At 63.6% G+C, this 25,562-nt stretch carries 23 protein-coding genes and 1 other RNA gene; 20 read left to right on the top strand and 4 right to left on the bottom strand.

The features are described 5' to 3' along the window. Window positions 1-23: 23 nt before the first annotated feature. Complete coding sequence (locus MOK15_RS05470; RefSeq protein ID WP_242930672.1) at window positions 24-614, bottom strand: aminodeoxychorismate/anthranilate synthase component II; 591 nt, start codon at window positions 612-614, stop codon at window positions 24-26. A gap of 72 nt (window positions 615-686) precedes the next feature. Beyond that, window positions 687-1,442: an NRDE family protein gene (locus MOK15_RS05465; RefSeq protein ID WP_242930671.1), complete on the bottom strand. Its 756-nt coding sequence runs from the start codon at window positions 1,440-1,442 to the stop codon at window positions 687-689. 25 nt (window positions 1,443-1,467) lie between these two features. Here MOK15_RS05465 and ssrA point away from each other — a divergent pair. The 4 genes from ssrA (at window position 1,468) to MOK15_RS05445 (ending at window position 7,129) form a co-directional block, all read left to right on the top strand. Next, window positions 1,468-1,814, top strand: a transfer-messenger RNA (tmRNA) gene (gene ssrA, locus MOK15_RS05460). Between the two features lie 294 nt (window positions 1,815-2,108). After that, entirely contained in the window at window positions 2,109-2,492 is a 384-nt protein-coding gene (locus MOK15_RS05455) for a tetratricopeptide repeat protein (protein WP_242930670.1), read from the top strand. 259 nt (window positions 2,493-2,751) lie between these two features. Continuing rightward, window positions 2,752-4,347 carry a hypothetical protein gene (locus MOK15_RS05450; RefSeq protein WP_242930669.1) on the top strand — a complete coding sequence of 532 codons (1,596 nt, stop codon included), beginning with the start codon at window positions 2,752-2,754 and terminating at the stop codon, window positions 4,345-4,347. 88 nt (window positions 4,348-4,435) lie between these two features. Further along, the gene (locus MOK15_RS05445; RefSeq protein ID WP_242930668.1) at window positions 4,436-7,129 is read left to right on the top strand and encodes a TonB-dependent receptor; all 2,694 of its coding nucleotides are present in this window, start codon (window positions 4,436-4,438) and stop codon (window positions 7,127-7,129) included. A 316-nt stretch (window positions 7,130-7,445) separates the two neighbouring features. Here the strand turns inward: MOK15_RS05445 and MOK15_RS05440 are convergent, their stop codons facing one another. Continuing rightward, window positions 7,446-8,087, bottom strand: coding sequence for a 2OG-Fe(II) oxygenase (locus MOK15_RS05440; RefSeq protein ID WP_242932640.1), 642 nt, complete (start codon window positions 8,085-8,087; stop codon window positions 7,446-7,448). Between the two features lie 186 nt (window positions 8,088-8,273). Between MOK15_RS05440 and MOK15_RS05435 the strand changes: the two genes are divergently transcribed. The 13 genes from MOK15_RS05435 (at window position 8,274) to MOK15_RS05375 (ending at window position 20,385) form a co-directional block, all read left to right on the top strand. Next, window positions 8,274-9,110, top strand: a complete 837-nt coding sequence (locus MOK15_RS05435) for a type II secretion system protein N (protein ID WP_242930667.1) — start codon at window positions 8,274-8,276, stop codon at window positions 9,108-9,110. Beyond that, window positions 9,107-11,323, top strand: coding sequence for a type II secretion system secretin GspD (gspD, locus tag MOK15_RS05430; RefSeq protein ID WP_242930666.1), 2,217 nt, complete (start codon window positions 9,107-9,109; stop codon window positions 11,321-11,323). Before MOK15_RS05435 ends, gspD begins: the two co-directional genes overlap by 4 nt. Next, window positions 11,320-12,861, top strand: coding sequence for a type II secretion system ATPase GspE (gspE, locus tag MOK15_RS05425; protein WP_242930665.1), 1,542 nt, complete (start codon window positions 11,320-11,322; stop codon window positions 12,859-12,861). Before gspD ends, gspE begins: the two co-directional genes overlap by 4 nt. Next, on the top strand, window positions 12,854-14,071 hold the full coding sequence (gspF, locus tag MOK15_RS05420) for a type II secretion system inner membrane protein GspF (protein ID WP_242930664.1): 1,218 nt from the start codon (window positions 12,854-12,856) through the stop codon (window positions 14,069-14,071). Before gspE ends, gspF begins: the two co-directional genes overlap by 8 nt. Window positions 14,072-14,081: 10 nt before the next feature. Next, complete coding sequence (gene gspG, locus MOK15_RS05415; RefSeq protein WP_242930663.1) at window positions 14,082-14,654, top strand: type II secretion system major pseudopilin GspG; 573 nt, start codon at window positions 14,082-14,084, stop codon at window positions 14,652-14,654. Then, window positions 14,626-15,096 carry a GspH/FimT family pseudopilin gene (locus MOK15_RS05410; RefSeq protein ID WP_278254207.1) on the top strand — a complete coding sequence of 157 codons (471 nt, stop codon included), beginning with the start codon at window positions 14,626-14,628 and terminating at the stop codon, window positions 15,094-15,096. The genes gspG and MOK15_RS05410 overlap by 29 nt, the downstream gene beginning before the upstream one ends. A gap of 160 nt (window positions 15,097-15,256) precedes the next feature. Then, window positions 15,257-15,661: a type II secretion system minor pseudopilin GspI gene (gspI, locus tag MOK15_RS05405; RefSeq protein ID WP_242930661.1), complete on the top strand. Its 405-nt coding sequence runs from the start codon at window positions 15,257-15,259 to the stop codon at window positions 15,659-15,661. Further along, window positions 15,661-16,344, top strand: a complete 684-nt coding sequence (gspJ, locus tag MOK15_RS05400) for a type II secretion system minor pseudopilin GspJ (protein ID WP_242930660.1) — start codon at window positions 15,661-15,663, stop codon at window positions 16,342-16,344. The genes gspI and gspJ overlap by 1 nt, the downstream gene beginning before the upstream one ends. Continuing rightward, the gene (gspK, locus tag MOK15_RS05395) at window positions 16,337-17,326 is read left to right on the top strand and encodes a type II secretion system minor pseudopilin GspK (protein ID WP_242930659.1); all 990 of its coding nucleotides are present in this window, start codon (window positions 16,337-16,339) and stop codon (window positions 17,324-17,326) included. The genes gspJ and gspK overlap by 8 nt, the downstream gene beginning before the upstream one ends. Next, on the top strand, window positions 17,323-18,441 hold the full coding sequence (gspL, locus tag MOK15_RS05390; protein WP_242930658.1) for a type II secretion system protein GspL: 1,119 nt from the start codon (window positions 17,323-17,325) through the stop codon (window positions 18,439-18,441). The genes gspK and gspL overlap by 4 nt, the downstream gene beginning before the upstream one ends. Then, window positions 18,438-18,926 carry a type II secretion system protein M gene (locus MOK15_RS05385; RefSeq protein ID WP_242930657.1) on the top strand — a complete coding sequence of 163 codons (489 nt, stop codon included), beginning with the start codon at window positions 18,438-18,440 and terminating at the stop codon, window positions 18,924-18,926. The genes gspL and MOK15_RS05385 overlap by 4 nt, the downstream gene beginning before the upstream one ends. Next, a complete protein-coding gene (gene gspN / locus MOK15_RS05380) occupies window positions 18,923-19,645 on the top strand; it encodes a type II secretion system protein N (RefSeq protein WP_242930656.1) in 723 nt (240 codons plus the stop codon). The genes MOK15_RS05385 and gspN overlap by 4 nt, the downstream gene beginning before the upstream one ends. Continuing rightward, window positions 19,642-20,385, top strand: coding sequence for an A24 family peptidase (locus MOK15_RS05375; protein ID WP_242930655.1), 744 nt, complete (start codon window positions 19,642-19,644; stop codon window positions 20,383-20,385). Before gspN ends, MOK15_RS05375 begins: the two co-directional genes overlap by 4 nt. 36 nt (window positions 20,386-20,421) lie before the next feature. Here the strand turns inward: MOK15_RS05375 and MOK15_RS05370 are convergent, their stop codons facing one another. After that, window positions 20,422-21,057 (bottom strand): TetR/AcrR family transcriptional regulator, encoded by a 636-nt coding sequence (locus MOK15_RS05370; protein ID WP_242930654.1) that lies wholly within the window; start codon window positions 21,055-21,057, stop codon window positions 20,422-20,424. A gap of 88 nt (window positions 21,058-21,145) precedes the next feature. On the opposite strand from MOK15_RS05370, the gene MOK15_RS05365 reads away from it, so the two are divergent. From MOK15_RS05365 to MOK15_RS05355, 3 genes are read left to right on the top strand one after another with little or no spacing between them, the layout of a single operon-like run. Next, window positions 21,146-22,618 (top strand): efflux transporter outer membrane subunit, encoded by a 1,473-nt coding sequence (locus MOK15_RS05365; protein WP_242930653.1) that lies wholly within the window; start codon window positions 21,146-21,148, stop codon window positions 22,616-22,618. Next, the gene (locus MOK15_RS05360; RefSeq protein ID WP_242930652.1) at window positions 22,611-23,786 is read left to right on the top strand and encodes an HlyD family efflux transporter periplasmic adaptor subunit; all 1,176 of its coding nucleotides are present in this window, start codon (window positions 22,611-22,613) and stop codon (window positions 23,784-23,786) included. The genes MOK15_RS05365 and MOK15_RS05360 overlap by 8 nt, the downstream gene beginning before the upstream one ends. 10 nt (window positions 23,787-23,796) lie before the next feature. Then, window positions 23,797-25,323 carry a DHA2 family efflux MFS transporter permease subunit gene (locus MOK15_RS05355; RefSeq protein ID WP_242930651.1) on the top strand — a complete coding sequence of 509 codons (1,527 nt, stop codon included), beginning with the start codon at window positions 23,797-23,799 and terminating at the stop codon, window positions 25,321-25,323. Window positions 25,324-25,562: the final 239 nt, after the last annotated feature.

Genomic DNA, 25,562 nt, shown 5'->3' with positions numbered 1-25,562 from the left:
CGGCCGGTTCGGATAGGACAGCGTCAGGCCGCCTCGCGCTCCCGCACGGGCAGGCCGGCGATCCGCAGGAAGTTGGCCAGCATCTCATGCCCATATTCCGTCGCGATGCTTTCCGGGTGGAACTGCACCGAATGAATCGGCAGGGTCGCGTGGCGGAAGGCCATGACGGAGCCGTCCGCGCTGGTGGCGTTGACGATCAGGCTGTCGGGAATGTCCTCGACGATCAGCGAATGATAGCGGGTCGCGGTGAAGGGCGATGGAAGCCCTTCGAACAGGCCGGTGCCGTCGTGGCTGACAGGCGATGTCTTGCCGTGCATCAGGCCGCCGCGCACCACCTTGCCCCCGAAATGCTGGCCGATCGCCTGATGCCCCAGACACACGCCCAGCAGCGGCGCGCCCGCATCGGCGCAGGCGGCGACCAGATCCAGGCTGACCCCGGCTTCATTGGGCGTGCAGGGGCCGGGCGACAGCAGGAAGGCCTTGGCGCCGCTGGAAAGCGCCTGTCCGGCGGAAATGGCGTCGTTGCGGACGACTTCCACCTCAGCCCCCAATTCCATCAGATAATGGACCAGGTTCCAGGTGAAGCTGTCATAATTGTCGATGACGAGGATCATGGGAACAGGGCTTTAGCGCGGGATGCGCGCGGGGGGAAGCGGGAAGGGAGAGAAGACAGGTGGCTGCGCCCTCTACCAGGAGAAGCGTTTCTCAGACTCTCCCGCAATCCGACTATTTTCATCGAAGCGGCGCTCGGCAATGCGGCCCTGTCCATTATGGTCGATCGCAACGACCGTGCTGCACCGGGTGCCATAGACGGGACTGCGGATGAAGATCGGGGAGGCGGCGGCTTCATCCGGGGCGTCGGAGGGCATGGCGGGGGCGATGCCGGCGTCGGGGAGGGTTTCGATGCGCAATGCGTCGAGCAGGCGTTCGGGTTCTTCCGCGCCCTGCGTCAGCCAGGCGAGAAGGGCGGCTTTCAGCGCCAGCGTCTTGGGCCAGGGTGCGTCCAGCGCGCCGTTGGAGAGGCCGTATAGGCCCGGCGTCAGGGTGGTGTGCAGCGGGGCCGGTCGATTGGTGAGGAAGTGCGCGCGGTCGCGATCGATCAGGATGAGGTTGAACGGGTTGAAATCATCGAAGGCTGCCTGTGCGACATCCGCATAGGGGCCGTCACCCGCCAGCAGATCCGTCACCAGCGCGCCGCGGGACACGTGATCGGGCCGGGGGTCGCCATAACCGCGCAGATTGGTGACGATCGCCACGCGCCCGGCTTCGGACACGCCAAGCCATGTGCCGCCCGATTGCAGGTCACGTCCGGCGATCAGGCCCGGTCGATCCTGCCAGCGGGCGATCGGCGCTGCCGGGCGGGCATGATATTCGTCACGATTGCCGATCAGGATCAGATGCCAGCGCGGATGCGCGTTCCATGCCATGGCCATGATGCACATGCGGACTTTTCCCTCCCGGCGTGAATGACTTGATAAACGGGCCGTCGCGCGCCATATAGGGACTGCCGGGTTCGCCCGGCTATGGTGATAAATTGTGTCGTATAATAGACGCAGCGGACCCGGGGGCAGTACCCGGCGGTTCCACCACAAGTCCCGTCTTTGAGGCGGGATCTCTGATGGGGCCGAACTAGGATCGACGTGTGTTCAAAGGCGATGTTTTTACCCGGCCCGTGTAAGCCGTTAAACTGTGCAAAACTCATAAGTGCCAACGATAACGAAGCACTCGCCATTGCAGCGTAATTGAGGGCCTCGCGGCCTGACATTATTCTAAAATAGCGCGGTTGAACCCACCGGGCAACAGAAGGGAATTCAGCGGCCCCCGGAGGCGCCGGGCAACAGAAGCCTCCGGACCCTTTCATCATCATCGAGACTCTTATGAGCGCGCACGGCGGCGTGTCGCGTGGAGGGGCAGTGCGATTCGAATCGATGGTCGAATCTGCAATTCATTTAAATTACTGTTTTATGACAGTCTCGCGTAAAATTCATAAGCCATTGTTTTTTAATTAAAGAAAAAGCAATTTTGGGTGTCGTGGCTACCTTGCCCTGATGTCATCTAAATGAAATACTTCTCGCTACATTAGAAAGTTTTTTCGAGGAGATTTTGAGATGAGGAAGGCCGCTGTAATGATGGGGCTGGTGCTGGCCGCAATGGCGCCGGGCATGGCTCAGGCAGCGCCTGAGGAGATGGTCGTCGTGGGCGTTCCCGATGGCGGTCTGGCTGCAAAAGCGCTGACGGCCGGTCGTTTCGAGGATGCGCTGCGCAAGCTGGCGCCGATGCCGGTTTATGGCGAGAATGATCCTGCCCGCCTCATCAATCTGGGTAGTGCCTATGCCGGCATGGGCAAGATGGCGCAGGCCCGCGAAGCCTATCGCGCTGCCCGCTTCGCTCCGGAAGTGACGCTGGTGTTGGCGAACGGCAACCAGGAATCCTCGCGCGATATTGCCGCGCGGGCGCTTGGTCGCCTCAATCCGAGCTATGCGATGCGCTGATTTCTTCGGGAACAGGTGTGGGGAATAGAGGGCGTCACCCGGCCAGGGTGGCGCCCTTTTGCGCGGGTGCCGGCCTGAAGCTGGAAGGAAAGTCGTTAAATTGTCATTTTAAAGTCTCTGTTTTGTCATTGAAACAGAATGATCGTGTCATTTGCCGTCCCTACCTGCCCCGGAAGAGGGCGACAGGGGGCGTTGTCCGAGTCGAGTTTCCCCTGCGCTCCGCATTTCAACAACCCGGCAAAGCCGGAGCGGAGACGACATGGCCAAGATTAACCGTATCCACACGATCCTGATGGCGAGTTGCGCCTGCGTAGGCCTGAGCGCCTGCGGTGCGGACGACATTTCTTCGCCAGGCGAAGGCACGATCGTCATTCCCGCTCCGACGCCGACCCCAACGCCGACTCCTACACCCACCCCGACGCCTACACCGACCGCAGTGACTCCGGCGGCGAATTGCCCGACCATTACCGGTTCGGACCAGTTGAGCGATCTCGGCACGATTTCGGACGGCACCAACACCTGGCGCAACTGTGCCTTCCCCGCGCGCTTCAACAGCTCGACCGCGATCGCCAAGGTCGCCGGCGTGATCTATTCGATGCCCGGTCGCGTCGACGTCGGCACCGACCAGGGCGCCGCCAGCACCAATACCAACGTCACGCTGACGATCGATCCGGGTGTGGTCATCTTCGCCGGCACCGGCAACACCTTCCTGGCCGTCAATCGCGGCAACAAGATTAACGCGGTCGGCACCGCCAGCCAGCCGATCATCTTCACCAGCCGTGAAAATGTGCTGGGCACCGCGACGGACCAGTCGTCGGGCCAGTGGGGCGGCGTCGTGCTGCTCGGTCGCGGCAGGATCACCGACTGTGCCGCTCCGGCCGCCGCGCCGGGCACCACGGCCTGCGAACGCGACACCGAAGGCGCGAGCGGCGCTCTTTATGGCGGCGCGAACGACGCCGACAATTCGGGCCGCATGTCCTATGTCCAGATCCGCTATTCGGGCTTCGTCCTGTCGGGTTCGAGCGAGTTGCAGGGCCTGACCCCCTCCGGTGTCGGCACCGGCACTGTCCTTGACCATATCCAGGTCCACAACAGCTCGGACGACGGCATCGAAATCTTCGGTGGTTCGGTCCATCCGCGTTACCTGGTGCTGACCGGCAACGAAGACGATAATCTGGACACCGACGTCGGCTATCGCGGCACCATCCAATATGTGATCGGCGTTCAGCGCGACGGCAACAATATCGGCGACAGCTTCATGGAAACCGACTCGAACGGTGGTTCGGCGTCGAATAATGGCGAAGACGCCCTGCCGCGCCAGTTCGTGAAGGTCGCCAACTTCACCTGGATCAACCGCTCGACCAGCGGCAGCAACGGTTCGGCGATGCTGCTGCGCGGCGGCGCGGACCTGAACTTGGTCAACGGCCTGATCGTCAGCCCGACCCAGACCTGCCTGCGTATCGACAGCGCCACGACCGTTCGTGACGCCGATACGGCTTTGCAGGATGCCGGCAAGCCGCGCTACATTTCGGTGGCGATGCAGTGTCTCGCAGCGACACCATTCAGGGGTGAGCGTGGCGTCGATGCCGCCACCGTCCGTTCGATCTTCGAAGCCGGCCCGAACAGCACGATCACCTATACGCCGTCGCTGACCAGCCTGTTCATCAACGGCGCGACCGAAACGGCGCTGGTGGCAACTGACCCGAAGACGATCGACAGCAATTTCACCACGACCAATTATGTCGGCGCGGTCAAGGACAGCAACGACACCTGGTATGCGGGCTGGACCTGCAATTCGGTGACGGCGAACTTCGGCAACAGCAGCAGGGCCTGCACGGCCATTCCGACGACCTGATCGGACGGACCTGACCTCAATAGGGGCGGGAGAGCGTTCATTGGCGCTTTCCCGCCCTCTTTGCTCTGAATTCTATAGGGGAACCTTCATGTCGATGCCGCTGAGCCTGGCGCGCCTGCTTCTGATTTCCACCGCGCTGGTCGCGCCCGCAGCCATGGCGCAGAACGCGCCGACCGGCTCGGAACCGGCCGGTTCGGTGACACCGGGCGTGCCCACCGCTTCCGAGGAAGCCGATGCCCAGTCGGGCAGAGTCGATGTGGCGATCCCCGGCGCCGATATCGTCGTCACCGGTCGCCGTACCGCGAACATCTCCCAGGCCGCGGCGCAGGTGGTGAACGTCCTGTCGGCCGCCGACATCAAGCGCACGGGCGAGGGTGACATCGCCGGTTCGCTGCAGCGCGTGACCGGCCTGTCGGTCGTGTCGGGCGGCTATGTCTATGTTCGTGGCCTTGGCGACCGTTATTCGCTGGCGCTGCTCAACGGTTCGCCGCTACCCAGCCCCGAACCGCTGAAGCGTGTCGTACCGCTGGATATCTTTCCCACCAGCGTCATCGCCTCCACCCTGGTGCAGAAAAGCTATTCGGCCAATTTTCCCGGTGAGTTCGGCGGCGGCGTCATCAACCTGACGACCAAGGCTATCCCGACCGAAAGCTATCTGGAATTGAGCGCCGGCAGTTCGGCCAATACCGAAACGTCAGGCCAGATGGGCTATACCCATTATGGCAGCAAATCAGACTGGACCGGCTTCGACGACGGGACGCGCGATGTGCCTGGTCTGCTGAAGCAGGCGATCGGTAGCGGCACGCCGTTCTCTAACATGCCGCGGTCAGACCTGCGCGCCATCGCGATGCAGTTCCAGAACAGCAACACATCGGTATTGCAGCGGACCAACAGTCTGCCCTTCAACTTCTCCGGCTCGTTCAATGGCGGCACGGCGTTCGACGTGGGCAGCGATGGGCGGTTCGGCATCCTGGCTACGGCCAGCTACAGCAACAAGTGGCGCACCCGCGATAATATCCAGCAGGCGTCGCTTGATGTGTCGCAGGGCGCGGGCAAGGATTATCACCAGATCAGCACCGACAACGAGGTGACGGTGAACGCCCTGCTCGGTTTCGGCCTGGAACTGGGCAACCAGAAACTGCGCTGGACCAACCTCTATATCCGCGACACGCTCAAGCGCAGCGCTCTATCGATCGGCCGAAACGACGGCCAGATCCAGGGTGCGGACTATATGAACCAGAGCACCGCCTGGTATGAGCGCCAACTGATCGACACGCAGATGGTCGGTGAGTTCAAGCTGAGCGACGCCCTGAGTCTCGACCTGCGCGGCGGTTATGCCAATTCGCAGCGTGAAGCGCCCTATGAGCGCGATTTCGAATATGTGCGCTCTAATATCGACACGGCGATCGACCCGGTTGGTGATCGCTTCATCAACGCGCTTAATCGCCAGCGTGGCGATGCGTCGATCACCTTCAGCGACCTGAACGAGGATCTGTGGTCGGCCGGGGCTGACCTCAGCTATAAATTCTCGCCGAATGTGTCGCTGACGGCGGGTTATGCCTTTACCGATACCAAGCGTACCTCGTCGCGGTACGAATTGCATTTCGATGCGACCAATTTGCCGATCCCCGTGCAGCAACTGCGCCCCGACTATCTGTTGTCGGATGCGTCGATCCAGCTTTACGATATCAGCCTGCTGGAATTTTCGGGTAATTATCCGGTCTATGATGCGGCCATGCGCGTTCATGCCGGTTATGGTCAGTTACAGGCGGAAGTTATTCCGGGCGTGACGGTCAATGCCGGTGTCCGCTACGAAAAGGGTCGCCAGTCGGTAACGGGCGTCGATGTTTATTCGACTGGCCTGACGCCATTCAACGAGATCAAGAAAAATTATTGGCTGCCGGCCGTGACGTTGACTTTCGAAGCGGCAAAAGGATTGCAGTTCCGCGCGAGCGGGTCGAAGACGATCGCCCGGCCGCAGTTCCGCGAACTGATCGCTCAGCCCTATCTCGATACGGACTCCAACCGCTTCTATCGCGGCAACCCGTTCCTGCAGGACAGCGAATTGTGGAATGCCGAGGTGCGCGGCGAATGGTATATGGGGCGTGACGAGCGGGTGACGGTCGCGGGCTTCTACAAGAAGATCGACAATCCGATCGAAACCTTCACGACGATCAACGATACCTATGCGGTGACGACCAGCTTTGCCAATGCGCCCGAAGCCACGCTTTATGGCGCGGAGCTGGAAGTGCAGAAATATATCCCGCTCGACGGGATGGACTCGTCCTTCTTCCAGAGCCGTCGTGTGGTGCTGATCGGCAATTACACCTATACCCAGTCGAAGCTGAAGGTGAAGGAAGGGGACACCACCATTCCCTATACCTATACCACCGGCGACCTGCCGGCGGCGTCGGATTATTTTGTGAACGGATCGCCGCTGACGGGGCAGTCGGACCATCTGGTCAATCTGCAGATCGGCCTGGAGGATACGGACAAGCTGTCGCAGCAGACGCTGATGCTGACTTATGCCAGCGATCGCGTCACCAGCCGCGGGCCGAACCTGCAACCCGACATCAAGGAACGGCCCGGCCTGACGCTGGATTTCGTTGCACGCCAGGGCGTGACGCTGCCGGGCGGGATCAACAGCGAGTTCAAGCTGGAAGCCCGCAACCTCACCGGCCGAAAGTTCCAGGAGTTCCAGCAACTGGGCGGCAACCGGGTCTATTATAACCGGTACAAGATCGGCACGACGATCGCGGCGTCGCTGACCGTAGTGTTCTGATCGACGGGCGGCCGGCCTGCCCTTGGCAGGTCGGCTGTTCCTGTTCTGGAACGATAGGCCATGTTGGAAGGTCCCAGAGGATGGTTGGGCGGACCAACGCGGGCAAGTTGCGGCTCATACCAAGCTGGGTAGAGGATGATTCATCAGGGTCGACTGATTGTTGTTCCCCGGCCCTTCGACTGCCTGCTTGCAGCAGGCGCTCAGGATAAACTTCGGCCGTAGGCCGAAGGCCGGGGTCCAGTTCAGCCCGTGGGACTGGACCCCGGCCTTCGCCGGGGAACATGTCGGCGTGAGTTCCCATCAATATATCCTGATATCACCCCCAGGGGCGTTCGCGATACCATTTGGTGATGACATGCTTGACGCCGCTCCGCACCTTCATGCCATGGTGGAGGCTGGCGGGATTGGGTTCGCCCGGTGCGATGCGGTTGTTCCAGGCGAGCAGCTTGCCGGTTTCGGGCTGGACCATCTTGCCGACTTTCGCAAAGCGCGTGGCGCCGCCCGCTGCCGGTTCGTTCAGATAGACCATCAGCGTCCAGGTGCGATTGCCCGCGACCGAGCAATATTGGAGATAATCCGCGCCCTTCGGATCGAAATAGTCGGTATGAGCCTTGAATTCCTGCCCCACGGCATAGCGCTGGCCCTGAATCGGTTCGCCATAGAGGGGATCGATCCCCGAAAAGGCCGACAGCCTGGCGTCGATGGTGGCAACGAAGGCATCCGCCGGATCGAGATCGCAAGTTTCGCTGGTACGGAAATAGCCGTCGCCATTGGCGTCGGCGATGGTGGAGGGACGACGGTTCGTTTCGATCCGCTCGATCAAAGCCGCGCATTCTTCGGCCGAGAGGAAATCCCGCTGTATGAACAGCGTCAATTCCCGGTTGGGCAGCTTCTGGACGCGCGGATGGCCGGCGATCCAGGCGGGGTCGGCATCGGCGGCTTTGGGGCGATCGGCAATATCGGACAAGGCGGGCCTCTCACAGACAGACACGGTTCGGCTGGGTTTAGCTATCGTTGATGGTGCGAAATGCAAGCATCCGTCGCTCTTGCCTTGCTATGTCATATACGAGTCACATAACTGTCATTTCTGAGTAAGAAGAGTTGCCTAGCAGGCAAGGGGGAACTTGAGGGGCGATCTGATATTATGCGCGTGCCGTTTGGCGACAGAATCCGCAGTCTCAAAGCTGGTGTGCCCGCGATCGACTGGCTGAAGCTGGGTGAGCGACTGCTGCTAGCGTTGCTCGCGTTGCAGATTGTGCGCCTTATCTGGGTGGTGCTAACGCCGATCGGTAGTTTCGGCCCGTGGGAAGGACGCCAGGCCCAGCTTCTGCCGGCCAGCGCGCGTCAGGCGCTGTTCGCCAGTTTCGATCCCTTTTTTCGGTCCGATGCGCCGCAACAGGGCGGCGGTGTCGTCACTTCGCTGGCGCTGACCGTCTATGGCATTCGCCTCAACGAAGGATCGGGGCTGGGATCGGCCATCATCGCGACGCCCGACGGCGTGCAGAACAGCTTTGCCGTGGGGGACGAGATATTGCCGGGCGTGGTCCTGAAGGCGGTTGCCTTCGACCATGTGACGATCGATCGCGGCGGCGCGGAAGAGCAGGTCTTCCTCGATCAATCCGCGCCCGTGCCGACTGCCGCTGCCCCGGCGAGGTCGGGCGGGGGGTGGCAGAGCGCCGCTCCGCCGCCACCCGCTCCGGTTGGCGTTGACTCTCCCACCGTCGAAAGCCTCAAGCGTGACATCGGTTTTGCGCCGCGAATGCAGAATGGCCGGGTCACGGGCCTGGCCGTCCTGTCCAAGGGGCCGGCCTTCGCCAATGCGGGCTTCCGGCCCGGCGACGTCATTACCCAGGTCGACGGCCAGCCGGTCGGCGACATGGGCAACATCCAAGACAAGATCGCGCCCGGCGCGCGTCTGTCCCTGAGCGTTGAGCGCGGCGCCGTCGTCGCCCCCATCAACCTAATAGTGCAAGGCCAATGACCCGCAAACTCCTCCTTTCGGCCGCCATGGCCCTTGTTCTGGCCGCACCGGTTGTCACTCCGGCACAGGCCCAGCAGACGTTGAACGTCCGCGATGCCGATATCCGCGCCTTCATTCAGGATGCCGCGCGCGTCACCGGGCGCACCTTCATCATCGACAATCGGGTGCAGGGGAAGGTGTCGGTAGTGACTGACCGGCCGCTGTCGCGTTCCGAATATTTCGAGATTTTCCTGTCGACCCTGCGCGCCAACGGACTGGTCGCGGTGCCGGGACCGGGCGGCGCCTATCGTATCCAGCCGGCAGATGGTGCGGCGGGCCAGCCGAGCGGCGTCGGCCGGGCGGCCAATCGCAACAGCTTCGTCACCGAAGTCTTCCGCTTGCGGTCGATCGACGCGGCGAGCGCATTGGAAACGCTGCGGCCGTTGGTGAGCAAGGACGGCTCCGTCACCGCCAACCGGGCGGGCAACAGCGTGGTGGTGGCCGACTATGCCGACAATATCGCCCGCATCCGCCAGGTGATCGCACGGATCGATCGCGATACGTCGGCGACGCAGATGGTCAGCCTGAAAAATGCCGGCGCGCGCGAGATTGCGACCTCGCTCCAGGCGCTGGTGGCGAGCGGTGGCGGTGGCGAGAATGCAGCGCCGTCCGCCGCGACGGTGGTGCCGATCGACAGCAGCAATTCGGTTGCGATCCGGGGGGAGGCCAACACCGTGGCGCGGCTCGCCAACATGGCGCGCGAGCTGGACCGACAGGCGGCCAGCGGCACCGAAATCCGTGTCTATTGGCTGGAACATGCCGATGCCGAAAAGCTGCTGCCGGTTCTCCAGCAACTGGTGGGGCAGTCCACCAACGAACCCGTGACGGCGTCGCTCCCGGCGGCGGGCGGAAAGAGCGCGGCGCCCGCGTCGCAGGCGGCAGTGCCGGTGGCGGCGGTATCGTCATCATCCTCTTCCAGCGGCGGGATCAGCACGCGCGGTCCGGCGATCGTCACCCGCTATGAAGGCGCCAACGCCATCATCGTCGCGGCCAACAGCGACGTACAGCGGATGCTGGGCGAGACCATCCGCCAGATCGATACGCGCCGCGAACAGGTGCTGGTGGAAGCGATCATCGTGGAGATCAGCGACGCGGCGGCCAAGAAGCTGGGCGTGCAGTTCCTGGTGGGCAGCACATCGACAGGCTTTGCCGCGACCAACTATTCCAACGCCTCCCCCAGTCTGCTGACGATCGCGGGGGCTTATGGCGCGACCCAGTTGGGCACGACCACGACGACGGTGGTGGCGGCCGACGGCACGAGGACCACGACCGAGACGCAAACGAACAGCGACCTGTCCAACAGCCTGACGCAGGCGGCGGTGGACAGCCTGACCAGCGCCACCGGCATTATCGGGGGCCTTGGCACCCAGATCGGCAGGAACGGCATTTTCGGCGCGATCATCAATGCGGTGAAATCCGATACGGAAAGCAATCTGCTGTCCACGCCGTCGGTGATGACGCTGGACAATCAGAAGGCGTCGATCCTGGTCGGCCAACAGGTGCCGGTAACGACCGGCGAGGCGCTGAGCCAGAATTTCGACAACCAGTTCCGCACCGTGCAGCGGCAGGATGTCGGCATCAAGCTGGAGGTGAAGCCGCAGATCAACACCGGCGGCGCGATCAAGCTGTTCTTGAAGCAGGAAGTGTCGAGCGTGGCCGGACCGGTCAGCAATTCGAGCAGCGACCTCATCATCAACAAGCGCGAGATCGAGACTACGGTCACGGTGGATGATGGCGAAATCCTCGCGCTCGGTGGCCTGCTGGACGATAATGAACGCAAGACGATCGAACGCATCCCGCTGCTGAGCGATATCCCCGGCATCGGCGAACTGTTCAAGTCGCGCAGCAAGAGCCGGACCAAGACCAATTTGATGGTCTTCATCCGTCCGACCATCCTGCGGTCGAAGGAGGATGCGCAGCGGCTGACCCAGCAGCGCTACGGCTATGTGCGCGGGATGCAGTTGCAACGCAGCCCCGACAGCGAGCCGACGATCGACGAACTGGTTCGCGACTATATGGGCGCGACCCCGCCGATCACGTCGCCCCAGCCCGGCGATGCGGTGGTACAGCCGCAGGCTTCGGCCGAGCCGATACAGATTATCGAGCCGACCGTCCGCAAGTCGAGCGGCGTGGTGCGACCCGTTGAAATTCCCGCCAGCGGAGAAAGGAAATGAGCGACCCCGTCCAGGACGAAGTCATTTCCCCAGCCATCACGCCGCGTCCCATCGACATTCCCTACACGTTCGCGCGCAGGCATGGTGTCGTATTGCTGCCGCTGGAAGGCGAGCGGTTGACGATCGCGGTGCGCGAGGGAAGTGACCCGCGCGTGCTGTTGGAGGTCCGCCGGCATCTGGCGCGCAGTTTCGATGTGCGCTTCGTGGAGCCGGCACAGTTCGACCGGCATCTGTCCGATCATTATGCGATGGAGGGCAGCGCGGCGGCCATGGCGGGATCGCTGGAGGTTGGCGCGGACGAACTGGACATGTTGGCCGCCGATATTCCGACCGCCGACGACCTGCTCGACAGCGCCGACGACGCGCCGGCCATCCGCCTTATCAACGGGATCATCGCCGAGGCCGCGCGGCAGGGCGTGTCGGACATCCATATCGAACCCTATGAAACGGGCCTGATCGTACGGATGCGCGTCGACGGCGTGCTGCGCGAGACGCTGCGGATGCCGCCGCATGTCGCACCGGTGGTGGTCAGCCGGATCAAGGTGATGGCGCGGCTCGACATTGCGGAGCGGCGCGTGCCGCAGGACGGGCGTATCGGCCTGACCCTGGGCGGCAAGCTGCTCGACGTGCGCGTATCGACCCTGCCGAGCCGGGCGGGCGAGCGGGTCGTGCTGCGCATTCTCGACAAGGAGAATGCGGGCATCACGCTCGACCTGCTGGGCATGACCGGCGCGCCGGACCGGATATTCCGCGAAGGGTTGAGCGAACCCAATGGCATCATTCTCGTCACCGGGCCGACCGGTTCGGGCAAGACGACCACGCTCTATGCGGGCCTCCGCACCCTGAACGACGGCAGCCGCAATATCCTGACCGTGGAAGATCCGGTCGAATATGCGATCGAGGGCGTCGGCCAGACGCAGGTCAATGCCAAGGTCGGCCTGACCTTCGCCGCGGGGCTGCGCGCCATCCTGCGCCAGGACCCCGACGTGGTGATGGTCGGTGAAATTCGCGATCGGGAGACGGCGGAAATCGCGGTGCAGGCGTCGCTGACCGGGCATCTGGTGCTTTCGACCGTCCACACCAATGACGCGGTCGGCGCGATTACCCGGATGCGCGACATGCGGGTCGAGCCGTTCCTGCTCGCCTCTACCCTGCGCGCCGTGATCGCTCAGCGACTGGTGCGCCGCCTGTGCCAGCATTGTCGCGAGCCGGTGCAGGCGGACAAATCGGCGAGTGCGCTGCTCGGCTTCGATCCCGGCACGATCATCTACAGGGCGCACGGTTGCGAGGAATGCAGCGGTAGCGGGTATAAGGGGCGGATCGGCGTGTTCGAGGCGATCCGGGTGGACGACACCATCCGCCGGCTCATCAATGACGGTGGCGATGAATCGCTGATCGCGCGTCATGCCTTCCTGAACGCCCCCAATCTGGGGTCGGCGGCGCGGGCGCTGGTGCGCGACGGGCAGACCACGGCGGAGGAGGCGATCCGCGTGTCGCGGCGCGATTCAACCGAGGTGGAAACCATCGTCGATGGCTGATTTCGACTATGTGGCGATCGACCCGACGGGGAAGGAGCGTCTTGGGAAGATCAAGGCGGAAACGGTCGACGATGCGCGGGCAAAGCTCGACGCGCGCAAACTGTTCATCGTGCGGCTGGAGCCTGGCGCGGTCGTGGCTACGCGCAAGCGGGCAGGCCTGTCACTGCGAAGCCCGCGCCTGTCGGCCAAGGAACTGACGCTCTTCACCCGACAACTGGCGACACTGACCCAGGTCAGTCCGCTGGAGGAATCGCTGCGGACGATTGGCCGACAGAGCGAGCAGGATCATGTTCGCACGATCGTGGGCAAGGTGCATTCGGGCGTGCTGGAAGGGCGGCGGCTGGCCGATGCGCTGGGCGCGGAGCCGAAGAGTTTCCCGCCGCTCTACCGCGCGATGATATCAGCCGGCGAAAGTTCGGGCAGCCTGCCCACGATCATGGAACGCCTGTCTGACCTGATGGAGCGGCAGGCGGTGATGCGGTCCAAGGTGCTGACCGCGATTGCCTATCCCACCGTGCTGGCGACCTTTGCCGTGTTCGTGGTCGCGGCGCTGATGATTTTCGTCGTGCCCAAGGTGGTCGAGCAGTTCGATACGGTCGGGCAGGAATTGCCGTTCCTGACCCGGATGGTGATGGCGATCTCCGCTTTTCTTGCGGGCTATTGGTGGCTGCTGTTGATCCTGATCGTGCTGGCGGGCGTGGGCTTGTGGCGCGCGTTGAAGATCGAGACTTTCCGGTATCGCTTCGACGCCATGTTATTGGGTTTGCCTATATTCGGCAGATTGATCCGTGATTTGCACGCCGCGCGCATGGCGCGCACCCTGTCGACCATGGTGGCGAGCCGTCTGCCCCTGATGGAGGGTCTTTCGCTGACCGCCAACACTGTCCACAACCGGGTGCTGCGCAAGGCATCTGACGAGATTGTCGAGGCGATCCGGGGCGGCGGCAGCCTGTCGGCCGCACTGCGCAGGGCGGGCGTGTTTCCGCCGCTGCTGGTCTATCTGGCGGCGAGCGGGGAGAGCGCGGGGCGGCTCGACACGATGCTGGAGCGCGCTGCGGAGTATCTGGAGCGCGAGTTCGATAGCTTCACCTCGGCGGCGCTGGCGATGTTGGAGCCGATCATCATCATACTGATGGGCGGCATTGTCGCCGTTATCATCCTGTCCATCCTGTTGCCGATCCTGCAACTGCAAAGCCTCACCGGGGCTTGAAGGAGTGAATATGCGTTTTGTATTTCGTCACAATGAGGCTGACCCGTGCTCCTGCGAAAGCAGGAGTCCAGAGTCCGAAGCGCAGTGTCCGGAACCCTGGGTCCCCGCTTTCGCGGGGACGCGCTCAAGTGCCAATGAGCGGGGCTTCACGCCCGTGAGGCGTTCCGCCGAACACGGCTTCACACTGGTCGAACTGATGGTCGTCATCGTCATCATCGGTCTGCTGGCGACGATCGTCGCGATCAACGTCATCCCCGCGACCGACACTGCGCGCATCGAAAAGGCCAAGGCCGATATTTCGACTATCGAGCAGGCGCTGGAGCAGTATCGGCTCGATAACCTGACCTATCCGGCGGCGAGCGATGGGTTGCAGGCGCTGTTGAACCCGCCGGCCTCGCTCGCCCAGCCGCAGCGTTACCGTCGGGGCGGTTATATCAAGAAGCTGCCGCAAGACCCGTGGGGCCGCGCCTATATCTACACCGTGCCGGGTCGCAGGGGGGCGTTCGACATCAGCTCGCTGGGCGCGGATGGCCAGCCGGGCGGCGAGAATGAAAATGCGGATATCTATTCCAGCGAGCTTTGATCGTTCCGGAAACGGATTTACCCTGCTGGAGCTGATGGTCGTGCTGACGATCATCGGCTTCATCTCGGCCGCCGTTGTGCTTGCCATCCCCGATCCGCGCGGCCGGGTGGTCGATGATGCCGACCGCTTTGCCGCGCGCGTTGCCGCCGCGCGCGACGAAGCGGTCGTTACCGCGCGTCCCATGGGCTTGTGGGTTTCCGCCTCCGGCTATGGCTTCCAGCGCCGCGAGGGCGGTCAATGGGCGCCGCTGGAGGAAAAACCCTTCGCCACGGCCAATTGGAAGAGCGGCACCCGTGCGCTGGTAGGCAAGGATGGCCGCCAGCAGATCGCCTTCGACGGCACTGGTCTGCCGACCGATCCCCTGACCGTGACCCTGGCGCGCGAAGGCGAGCGGGTGTCCGTGACCATCGACATGGCGGGGAAGGTCATGGTCGGTGGGTAAAGTAGGAGGCCTCTCACCGTCATGCCGGGTTCGCCCCGGCATCCAGGGCGGCCAGGGGTGGCATCGGACGCTCTGGACCCCGGATCAAGTCCGGGGTGACGAGTGTTTGAGGCACGAGCATGGTTCGAAGTCTCCGCTATGTTCCGCCGAACACGGCTTCATGTCTCCGAGGCGTTCCGCCGAACACGGCTTCCTATTTTCCAGGCGTTCCGCCGAACACGGCTTCACGCTGCTGGAAATGCTGGTGGCGCTGGCGGTGTTCAGTCTCGCGGCGCTGGCGTTGGTGCGATTGCAGGGCGTCACGCTGCGTACTGCGGCCGATCTCGACAGCAAGGCAATGGGGCAGATCGTCGCGCGCAATCTGATGGTGGAAGTGCAGACCGATCCCACGCCACCGTCGATTGGCGAGGAGGATGGCGATGTCGAGAATGGCGGGCGTCGCTGGCACTGGAGCCGCGCCATCAAGGCGACCGACGACAAGCGCCTGTTGCAGGTCGACCTGACTGTTGACGGCCAGCCAGGCACATCGCCCGTGGTGCTGAGCTTCGTGCGGGTGGTGGGGTGATGGATCATCCGCGACCTTCGCGCGACGAGCGCGGCTTCACGTCGCTGGAGCGTTCCGCCCAACAGGGCTTCACTCTGATCGAGCTGCTCGTCGCGCTGATGATCTTTGCCATGCTGGCGGCGGCGGGCGTGCTGTTGCTGGGCAACAGCGTGTCTGCGCAGGCGCAGATCAAGGCGCGGTTGGATGATATGGCGGCGGTGCAGCGGGCGGGTGGCGCGCTGGCCGGCGACCTGGGCCAGGCTGTACCACGCATCACCCGGACTGAGGCGGGGACGCTCGCCCCCGCTTTCTGGGCGCATAGCGAGGGTGAGGGCCAGCCGGTGATGCAGTTCGTGCGCGGCGGCTGGGACAATCTGGGCGACCTGGCGCGCCCATCGCTGCAAAAGGTCGAATATTGGGTCCGGCAGGGGCGGCTGGAACGGCGCACCTATGCGCAGCTGGACGGCGCGGCGGGCGACGATCCGGCGGCGCTGCTGGAGCATGTCGAGGATGTGACGTTGCGCTTTCGCGACGCGCAGGGTGAATGGCGTGAGGACTGGACGCCGACCCAGCCGGATTTACTGCCGAAAGCGGTGGAGATGACCGTGACGCGCACTGGGGAGCCGCCCGTTACGCTGGCCTTCCTGGTGGCGCCGGGGCCGGTTGAAAAACAGGCCGAAACGGCGGGAGCGGTCGGTGGCTGATCCGCGCAGGAAAAGCGAGCAGGGCGCCGCGCTGCTGACCGTGTTGCTGCTGGTGGCGGTCATGGCCGTGGTTGCCTCCATTGCGCTGGAGCGGCTGGCGCTGGCGACGCGCATGACGGGCAATGGTGGGGCGGTCGACCAGGCGCGGGCCTACGCCGATGCGGGCACGGAGGTTGCGCGACTGCGGATTGGCGATCTGGTCGCCTCAAGTCCGGCGAAGATCACGCTTGCCGGCGGCTGGCTTGGCGCGCCGCAGACGATCCCGGTGCCCGGCGGCGTCGCGATCGCGCGGGTGAGCGATGCGGGCAACTGTTTCAATCTCAACAGCGTGGTCAGTGGTGAGAGTGAAGCCGCGCTCAAGGTTCGCCCGATCGGCGTCGCGCAGTTCCAGGGGTTGCTCGAAGCGTTGGGCGTGGATGCGCGGCAGGCGCAGGGGGCGTCCGCCAGCCTGGCCGACTGGATCGACAGCGACAGCGTTCCCCAGCCTGGTGGCGCGGAAGACGATTATTATGCCCGGGCCGCCCGTCCCTATCGCGCGGCCAACCGGATGATGGTCGATCCCAGCGAATTGCGGGCGGTGGCGGGGATCACGCCCGCCATATATGATCTGGTGAAACCATGGATTTGTGCGCTGCCGGTCACGGATTTGTCGCCGATCAACATCAATACGCTGCTGCCCGGCCAGGCGCCGCTCTTCGCCATGTTGTTGCCGGGGCAGTTGAGCATCGCTCAGGCGCGGCAATTGCTGGCGCAGCGGCCTGCGGATGGCTACGGCAGCACGGTGCAATTCTGGGCGGCGCCCTCGCTCGTCGGTCTGTCGCCGATGACCGAGGTGCAGGAACAGGTCAAAATGACCACGGGATTTTTCGGAGTAGATGTTTCGGTGGATGTCGGGGGAACACAGGTTGTCGAGCGGGCGCTGATCGACGCGCGGGAAAGTCCGGCCAGACTGGTACGGCGGAGCTGGGGGGCAGGCACATGAGCAGCCGTGACGCCCTGATCGTCTTCCTGCCTGAAACGGATCAGGCGCCGCCGCGCTGGATGCGCGTGGTGGACGGCGCACCGGTCCAGTCCGGGGTGGGCGCGAACTGGCTGGCCGCCTGCGGGATCGCCGCGCTGCCGGATCATGCGCGCGTGCTGCTGGTGCCGCCGGCCGCGTTGGTGACATTGCACTGGATATTCCATCCCGACCTGCCCGTGCGGCAGGGGCGGGCGGCATCGCGTCTTGCGGCATTGGCGGCGGGACTGCTGCCGTCCGATCAGCTTTTCGCCGCGACCGACGAGAATGACGATCCGGCCAAGTCCCATATCGTGGCGGTCGCCAGCCGCTCCGATATGCAGCATTGGCTGCTCTGGGCGCAGCATCACGGGCTGGACCCGGACATCATCATTCCCATGCCGCTGCTTCTGCCCGAGCCGGACAGCGGGTTCACGCGCGGCGTGATCGGTGGGGAGGCAGTGCTGCGCGGTCAGGATATGGCGCTCCCGGCGGACATGGCCTTGCCTGTACTGGTCGGCGACGCGGCGATTGCCGATGTGTCGGCGGGAATCATCGAAGGGCGCGCCATCGTCGCGCTCGACGCGCCGCCGCTCGATCTGCGTCAGGGCGATTTCGCCAAGCGCGCGCGCCGCGCCGTGGACAAGCAGGCGATCGCCCGCATGGTGGTGTGGAGCGGCCTTATCCTGCTCGCCAGCCTTCTGATCGGACTGGTCGCAACCGCCCGGCAGTATATGGAGGCGAGCCGCCTCGATCGCGACAGCCTGGCGCTGGCGCAGCAGGTGCTGCCCGAAGCCACCGATGTGGTGCAGGCGCAGGTGGAAATGGACGGGCGATTGGCCGCGCGGGGCGCGGGCGGGCGGGCCTTCACCGCGCCGGTCGCCGGGTTGTTCGCCGCGATGCAGGATGCGCCGGGTGTCGTGTTGACCAGCCTGTCACGCGATCCCGACGGAATGGTGCGTGCAACGCTGGCAGCGGCCAAGGCGGATGATATCAACACGGCGTTGCTGGCGCTGCAGGCCGCCGGCTTCACGATTACGGCGACCCCGTCCCAGGACCCCGGCGGGCGGACGCTGGCAGAGATTACGGTGCGCTCATGATCGAACGGATAGCCACTTATTGGGCGGAACGCTCCACCCGCGAGCAATATATGCTGGGCGTGATGTTCGCGTTGCTGGCCGGGGTGATCTTGTGGTTCGCCATCATCGCCCCGCTCGACCGGGCGCAGCGCAGCGCGCGCGATACGCTGGGCGAGGCGATCGATCGCAACGCGGCAGTTCGCGCGGCGGTGAAGCAGTTGAAGGCGCTGCCCCGCACGCCCGCCGCCAATGGCCCCGTGATCCCGCTCGACCAGTTTGTCGGGCAGGACGCGGGGGAGGCCGGCCTGACGCTGGAACGCGCGCAGGCGCAGGGCGAAGACCGGATGGAGATCGCCATCGCTTCGGTCCGGCCGGTCGCGCTCTTTTCCTGGTTGGCCCGGCTGGAAGGGCAGGGCGTACGTGTCGAGACGATGAGCGCACGGCCATCGCCCACGGCGGGCAGCGTGTCGGTACAGGCGGTGCTGGTGCGGGGAGAGGCGCGATGATAGGCCTGCGCCTTTCGCGTCGCAGTCGGATCGCGCTGATCCTGCTCCTCCTATTCGGTTTGTTCTTCTTCTTCCCGATGCGTGTCGCGCTCGGCCTTGCCGGGCTGGAGCGGCTGGGCATCGCGGCGCGGGACGTGCGCGGCACGGTATGGAGCGGCCGGGTCGACCAGTTGATGCTTGGCAATATGCCGTTGGGCAGCGTGCGCGCGGGGCTATCGCCGACTTCGCTGCTGATGGGCCGCGCCCGCTTCGACGTGGCTCGGACCAAGGGACTGCCGGACGACATCAAGGGCGCATTGACGGTCGGTTTCGGTCGCATCGGCGTGGATGACGTGACCGGCGCCGTGCCGCTGGGCCGGAGTTTTGCGCCGCTGCCGTTGAGCAGCCTGATGCTGGAGGATGTCAGCGCCTATTATAGCGACGATCGCTGCGGTCATGCCGAAGGACGGGTGCGGGCGCGGATGGCCGGGCAGTTTCCGGGACTGAACCTGTCGCAGGGGCTGTCAGGGGTGGTGACGTGCGACGGCGACGCACTGCTGCTGCCGCTGGTCAGCCAGTCGGGATTGGAGAAGATCAATCTGCGTATCTGGCGTTCGGGGCGCTATGTAGCGGAAATGCGGGTCGAAACCGCCGACCCCGCGCTGGCCGGTACGCTGGGCCAGATCGGTTTCACCAGCGTTGGCAATGCGCAACTGTTGAAGGTCGAAGGTACGCTGTGATCCAACCGGTTGCGGCGCTGATCGGTGCGCTGGCCGGCGCGATCCTTGGCAGTTTCCTGGCGACGCTGATCCTGCGCTGGCCACAGGGGCGCAGCGTCATGCGTGGACGATCCGCCTGCGACGGCTGCGGTCGAACCCTGACTGCACGCGATCTGGTGCCGCTGCTGAGCGCTCTTCTGAGCCGCGGACGCTGCCGGACGTGCGGCGCAGGGATCGATCCGATTCATGGACGGGTGGAGGCGGGCTGTGCCTTCATCGGCATGTTGGCGCTGGGCTTCGTGCCAGATCTGGGCGGAATCGGCTGGGCGTTGCTCGGTTGGCTGTTGCTGACGCTCGCCTTGCTCGACTGGCGGCATTTCTGGCTGCCCGATGCGCTGACCTACCCGCTCGCCTTTCTGGGCTTCACGCTGGGCCTGTGGGCGACCGATGTGATGTTGACGGACCGGATCATCGGGGCGGCGATCGGCTATGGCGCGTTGCTTGCCATTGCCCTTGGCTATAAGGCCCTGCGCGGTCGGGAGGGGCTGGGGCTGGGCGATGCGAAACTGCTGGGTGCGCTGGGCGCCTGGTTTGGATGGCAGGCGCTGCCCTTCATCCTGCTGATCGCATCCCTTTTTGGACTGATGGTGATGCTGGTGACGGGGCAGGCGCGACAGCCGACGGCGCGGGTGCCGCTTGGCATCTTTCTGGCGCTGGCCGCGCTGCCCGGCTGGCTTATTGCGTCGCACCTGATGGGGTAATGGCCGTCCTTCTGATGAAGGTCGAGCGCCTGTCCCTCACTCCGCGCGGAAGGCGCGCAGGAAATAGGCGGTATATTCCTGGGATCGCTGGTGTATGTCGGCCAGGTCGATATCTGATCCCCCCCAAAGCATTCGTGTATGCTGCGACGCGCAGAGACTGGCCAGCATTTCCGCCATTTTGCCGGGATCTTCGTCGCGCAGCTCTCCCAGATTTATCTTATGGGCCAGATAATGGCGAAGCGCCGATTGAAGGCGTCGCGGCGCCTGTTCGAAGAATATCCGCCCAACTTCCGGGAAACGACCGCTTTCCGCGACCACAAGGCGCCATGTCGCTAGCGCTTCGGGGCCTGAGAGCGATTCCATGAAGCGGCGACAGAAACGGGTCAGCGTCGGTTCAAGCGCGCCGGTCAGGGCCAGGTCGCGTTCCAGTTCCTGAAGAAACGTTACCGTGAGGTCCTCGACCACGGCGGCGAACAATTCCTCCTTTGACCGGAAATAACCCCACAGCGTCGCCTTCGAACCACCCAGGGTTTTCAGCAGGCCCGACATGGAGGTGGCCGCATAGCCTGCTTCCAGAAAAGATTGGCGAGCCGCCTCGATAATGGCCTGCCGTCGGTCCTGCTTGCGGGCTTCCCGTTTGCCGGTGGTTGGGGTCGTATCGTTGATTTCCATAACTGTACTATAGGGTACATTTTTCTATTGACAAGCATTGGGTGATCGCCCATCTGAAAACTGTACCCATAAGTACGGATTTTTCAAAATGGCTCGATTCTCCCGCATTTCGGGGGCAGGCACCCTATTGTCTGCCTTCCTTCTCCTGTTGCCGGGCTGTGCGTCTGTTCCAAAGCTTGGTTCAGCGCCCGTTGTCCGGCCCCCAACCGCCTATGCGGCGGAGCAAAGCCTTGCTGCCGGCGATGCTTATGCCTGGCCCGATGCCCAATGGTGGAAGGGCTATGGCGATCCGCAACTCGACACCCTTGTCGCGGAGGCCTTGAGCAACGCACCAGATATTGCCACTGCGGCGGCGCGGGTGAAGCGCGCTGATGCCTATGTCCAGCAAGCGGGGGCGGCGCGCCTTCCAACGCTGGATGCATCCGGGAGCGCGGGCACGGCGAAACAGAGCTACAATAATGGCATTCCCGCCGATTTCGTGCCGCATGGCTGGAACGGTACCGGGAAGGTGCAGGCGGAACTCGGTTTCGATCTCGACCTGTGGGGCAAGAACAAGGCGTCCTACGCTGCGGCGCGGTCGGATGCGGAGGCTGCGCGGCTTGATCTGGCGCAGGCATCCCTCACGCTCTCGACCAATGTGGCGGACGCCTATGCCGATCTAGCGCGCCTGTTCGCTGAACGCGGCGTGCAGCAGATGGCCTTGCGGATCAAGGAAGAGACCGCTTCCCTGACCGATGACCGCGTGGCGAGCGGTCTCGACACCCAGGCCGAGTTGAAGCAAGCGCGTTCTGCCGTTCCTGCCGCTCGCGCTGACCTGGCCGAAACGGACGAGCAGATTGCGCTCACGCGCAACCGGATAGCCGCCTTGCTCGGTAAGGGACCTGATCGTGGCCTTTCGATCTCGGCGCCTGCCACATCGATTCCGGCGCGTGGCCTTCCCGAAGACGCCAGCACGAACCTGATCGGGCGTCGCCCCGACATCATCGCTGCCCGCGTGAGGGTGGAAGCGGAAGCAAGCCGGATCAAGGTGGCCCGCGCTGATTTCTATCCCTCCATCAGCCTCAGCGCCCTATTCGGCTTTCAGTCGCTCGGTCTCGACAATCTGTTCAAAAGCGGTTCCAGCTTCGGCAGCGCCGGACCAGCGCTCAGCCTGCCCCTGTTTCATGGTGGAGAACTTCAGGGCCGTTATCGTAGCGCTCGCGCCACCTATGACGAAGCGGTTGCAAGCTATGACCAGGCCGTCACGGACGCCTATCACGCCGTCGCAGATGCAGTGGCCAGCCAACGGGCGCTCGCGACAAGGCTGAGCGAATCCCGTTTATCGCTTGAAGATGCGCGGGGCGCCTATGCCATCGCGAAGCAACGCTATGAAGGCGGCCTTTCCCGTTTTCTCGACGTGCTGAGCGCCCAGGAGCGCGCTCTCCAGGCGCAGCGGACCGTCACTGATCTCGAAGCCCGTGCCTTTTCTCTCGACGTCGCGCTCGTGCGCGCGCTTGGCGGTGGATTCTCGTCCCCCGCCGCTGCCTCCCATCAGACCAGCAAGGAACCGAACAATGGCTGAAGCCGATGCGAACATGCCGTCCCTGGACAGGCTTGAAATCGAAGACGAAACCGCTGCCTCAAACGCCGATGAAGCGCGCCTTGCCCGCCGCAGGAAGCTGCTGACGGGCATCGCGGCCGCCGTCCTCCTTGCGGGCGCAGCCTATGGCGGTTGGTATATGCTCATCGGGAGCCACCATGTCGAAACCGACAATGCCTATGTCGGGGCCGATACGGCGCAGATCACGCCGATGATATCGGGCCAGGTGGCTGCCGTTCTCAAGCAGGATACCCAGATGGTGAAGCGCGGCGAGATACTCGTCCGCATCGACGACAGCGACGCGCAGATCGCGCTTGCCTCCGCCGAGGCAGATTTGGCCAAGGCGCGTCGCCAGTTCGGCCAGACATCGGCGACCAGTTCCTCCCTGTCCGCGCAGGTGACGGCACGCGGCGCCGAAATCACCAGCGCCCGCGCGCAACTGGTTGCGGCGCAGGCGAGCTATGACAAGGCGAAGGTCGACTATGATCGCCGCAGGAAGCTGGCGCCCAACGGAGCCGTATCCGGTGATGAACTGACCACTGCGACCAACTCTCTCGCCAGTGCGTCAGCGTCGCTTGCGCAGGCGCGTGCGGCGGTGGCTCAGGCCAGTTCGCAGGCGACCGCCGCAGAAGGCAGCCTGGCGGCCAATGATGCGCTCATCAGCGGATCGACGGTCAATACCGCGCCCGATGTTCAGGCCGCAGAAGCGCGGGTGAAGCAGGCCAGGCTTGATCTGGAGCGAACGGTCATTCGTGCGCCCATCGACGGCGTCGTTACCAGCCGCGCGGTTCAGGTTGGCCAGCGCGTGGCGCCGGGAGCTATCGTGATGCAGGTCGTTCCGGTCGCGCAGGTCTATGTCGACGCCAATTTCAAGGAAGGCCAATTGCAGAAGGTGAAACCGGGGCAACCCGCGACACTCACGGCCGACCTCTATGGTGGCAGCGTCGAATATCATGGCAAGGTCGAGGGTTTTTCCGGCGGCACGGGGGCTTCGTTCGCGCTGATCCCGGCGCAGAACGCGACCGGCAACTGGATCAAGGTAGTCCAGCGACTGCCCGTGCGCATCGGGCTTGATCCCCGGGAACTCGCTGCCCATCCGCTTCGTGTCGGCCTTTCCATGACCGTCACCGTCGACACTTCGGCCCGTTAGGAGTTGTACCATGAGCGGGACGGATGATTTCAAACCGCTATCGGGCGCCACCCTGCTGCTCGCCGGCCTGGTGCTGGCGCTTTCCAACTTCATGGTGGTGCTCGATACCTCGATCGCCAATGTTTCGGTCGCGCACATTGCGGGGTCACTGGGCATCTCTTCCACGCAAGGGACCTGGGTCATCACCTCCTATGCCGTGGCGGAAGCCGTTTGCGTTCCCCTTACCGGCTGGCTTGCCGCCCGCTTCGGCGCCGTGCGCACCTTTGCTTTCGGCATGATCGGCTTCGGCATTTTCTCCATCCTTTGCGGCCTGTCCGTCAGCCTGACGATGATCGTGGTCTGCCGGATAGGGCAGGGTCTGTGCGGCGGCCCCCTCATGCCGCTCAGCCAGACGCTGATGCTGCGCATCTTCCCCAGGGAAAAGCATGGGCAGGCCATGGGCCTGTGGGCCATGACCACGGTGACGGCCCCTATATTGGGTCCGATCCTTGGCGGCACCATCAGCGATAACTGGTCGTGGCACTGGATATTCTTCATCAACATCCCCGTTGCCGCCATCTGTGCTTTCGGGACGTTCAAGCTCCTGATGCCCGCCGAAACCCGGACCGAAAAATTGGGCATCGACAAGATCGGACTGGCGCTGATGATCCTCTGGATCGCTGCATTGCAGATCATGCTCGATCTCGGCCGGGAACATGACTGGTTCAATGACAATTTCATCGTCACCCTCGCCGTCGTGGCGGTGATCGGTTTTGTCATGTTCGTGGCGTGGGAGATGACGGACAAGCAGCCTATCGTCAATTTGAGGGTGTTTCGCCATCGCGGTTTTACGGTCGCTGTGGCGAGCCTGTCCTTTGCCTTCGCGGTCTTCTTCGCTTCGGCCGTGCTGATCCCGCAATGGTTGCAGTCGAGCATGGGCTATACCTCCACTTATGCGGGCTATGTCACGGCCTTCTCCGGCGTCGGTGCGGTGCTGATGTCGCCGATTGTCGCCATGCTTGGCGAAAAAGTGGATCAGCGTGGCCTGGTCTGCTTCGGCATCCTCTGGATGGGCTTTGTCGCCTATCTGGAATCTTGCTGGAGCAGTGGAGCGGATTACTGGTCGCTGGCCATTCCGCAAATGCTGCTCGGTATCGGGCTGCCCTTCTTCATGATCCCCCTGACCACCATCGCCCTGGCGGCGGTGGAGCCGGAGGAAACCGCTTCTGCGGCGGGCGTGATGAGCTTCCTTCGCACGATGGCTGGCGCGATCGGAACGTCCATCTGGACGACCCTGTACCAGAATGGCGGCGTCGTGGCGCGCAGCGAGATCGTCTCGAAGCTCAATAGCAACGGCTCAAGCCAGGCGCTTCAGGCGGCCGGATTTTCCATGGGCCAGGTGAGAGGCACGATCGAGCAGTTCGTCGTCCAGGAAAGCAACGCGATGGCGATCACCCAGATTTTCCTGCTTGCGATGGTTGTTTTCGTCGCCGCTGCCATGGTGATCTGGCTGGCTCCCCGGCCAGGGCGCGCGATTGAGGCGGGGGCGGCGCATTGATGCAGGGAGTTGACCCCACGACAGATTCATCGCTGCTGTGGGGGATTGCTGACGAGTCATGCAATCATAGCGGAGCTTCAACGGTTATACAAAAATTGGTATTACCAAATAGGGGTTCCGGATTCCTATGAATCTATAGGAAGGCCGGGTAAGTGATGCCGTGCATTCTCATGAATGATTGTGGATTTCAGGATAGGTACATCTTGCTTTGTCTTAAAATTCGTTGGCGATTTTGTGAA

Origin of the sequence: Sphingobium sp. BYY-5 (assembly GCF_022758885.1) — a bacterium.
Classification (GTDB): Bacteria; Pseudomonadota; Alphaproteobacteria; order Sphingomonadales; family Sphingomonadaceae; genus Sphingobium.
This window is presented reverse-complemented; position numbering and strand designations above follow the sequence as displayed.

Excerpts from the sequence above, each read along its gene's own strand:
- MOK15_RS05470 (WP_242930672.1), bottom strand. The coding sequence starts at position 614 with ATGATCCTCGTCATCGACAATTATGACAGCTTCACCTGGAACCTGGTC.
- gspG (WP_242930663.1), top strand. The coding sequence starts at position 14,082 with ATGCGTTTTGTATTTCGTCACAATGAGGCTGACCCGTGCTCCTGCGAA.
- MOK15_RS05455 (WP_242930670.1), top strand. The coding sequence starts at position 2,109 with ATGAGGAAGGCCGCTGTAATGATGGGGCTGGTGCTGGCCGCAATGGCG.
- MOK15_RS05465 (WP_242930671.1), bottom strand. The coding sequence starts at position 1,442 with ATGTGCATCATGGCCATGGCATGGAACGCGCATCCGCGCTGGCATCTG.
- MOK15_RS05370 (WP_242930654.1), bottom strand. The coding sequence starts at position 21,057 with ATGGAAATCAACGATACGACCCCAACCACCGGCAAACGGGAAGCCCGC.
- gspD (WP_242930666.1), top strand. The coding sequence starts at position 9,107 with ATGACCCGCAAACTCCTCCTTTCGGCCGCCATGGCCCTTGTTCTGGCC.
- gspJ (WP_242930660.1), top strand. The coding sequence starts at position 15,661 with ATGGATCATCCGCGACCTTCGCGCGACGAGCGCGGCTTCACGTCGCTG.
- gspF (WP_242930664.1), top strand. The coding sequence starts at position 12,854 with ATGGCTGATTTCGACTATGTGGCGATCGACCCGACGGGGAAGGAGCGT.
- MOK15_RS05360 (WP_242930652.1), top strand. The coding sequence starts at position 22,611 with ATGGCTGAAGCCGATGCGAACATGCCGTCCCTGGACAGGCTTGAAATC.
- gspE (WP_242930665.1), top strand. The coding sequence starts at position 11,320 with ATGAGCGACCCCGTCCAGGACGAAGTCATTTCCCCAGCCATCACGCCG.
- MOK15_RS05445 (WP_242930668.1), top strand. The coding sequence starts at position 4,436 with ATGTCGATGCCGCTGAGCCTGGCGCGCCTGCTTCTGATTTCCACCGCG.
- MOK15_RS05365 (WP_242930653.1), top strand. The coding sequence starts at position 21,146 with ATGGCTCGATTCTCCCGCATTTCGGGGGCAGGCACCCTATTGTCTGCC.
- gspN (WP_242930656.1), top strand. The coding sequence starts at position 18,923 with ATGATAGGCCTGCGCCTTTCGCGTCGCAGTCGGATCGCGCTGATCCTG.
- gspI (WP_242930661.1), top strand. The coding sequence starts at position 15,257 with ATGTCTCCGAGGCGTTCCGCCGAACACGGCTTCCTATTTTCCAGGCGT.
- gspL (WP_242930658.1), top strand. The coding sequence starts at position 17,323 with ATGAGCAGCCGTGACGCCCTGATCGTCTTCCTGCCTGAAACGGATCAG.
- MOK15_RS05450 (WP_242930669.1), top strand. The coding sequence starts at position 2,752 with ATGGCCAAGATTAACCGTATCCACACGATCCTGATGGCGAGTTGCGCC.
- MOK15_RS05410 (WP_278254207.1), top strand. The coding sequence starts at position 14,626 with ATGCGGATATCTATTCCAGCGAGCTTTGATCGTTCCGGAAACGGATTT.
- MOK15_RS05355 (WP_242930651.1), top strand. The coding sequence starts at position 23,797 with ATGAGCGGGACGGATGATTTCAAACCGCTATCGGGCGCCACCCTGCTG.
- MOK15_RS05385 (WP_242930657.1), top strand. The coding sequence starts at position 18,438 with ATGATCGAACGGATAGCCACTTATTGGGCGGAACGCTCCACCCGCGAG.
- MOK15_RS05435 (WP_242930667.1), top strand. The coding sequence starts at position 8,274 with ATGCGCGTGCCGTTTGGCGACAGAATCCGCAGTCTCAAAGCTGGTGTG.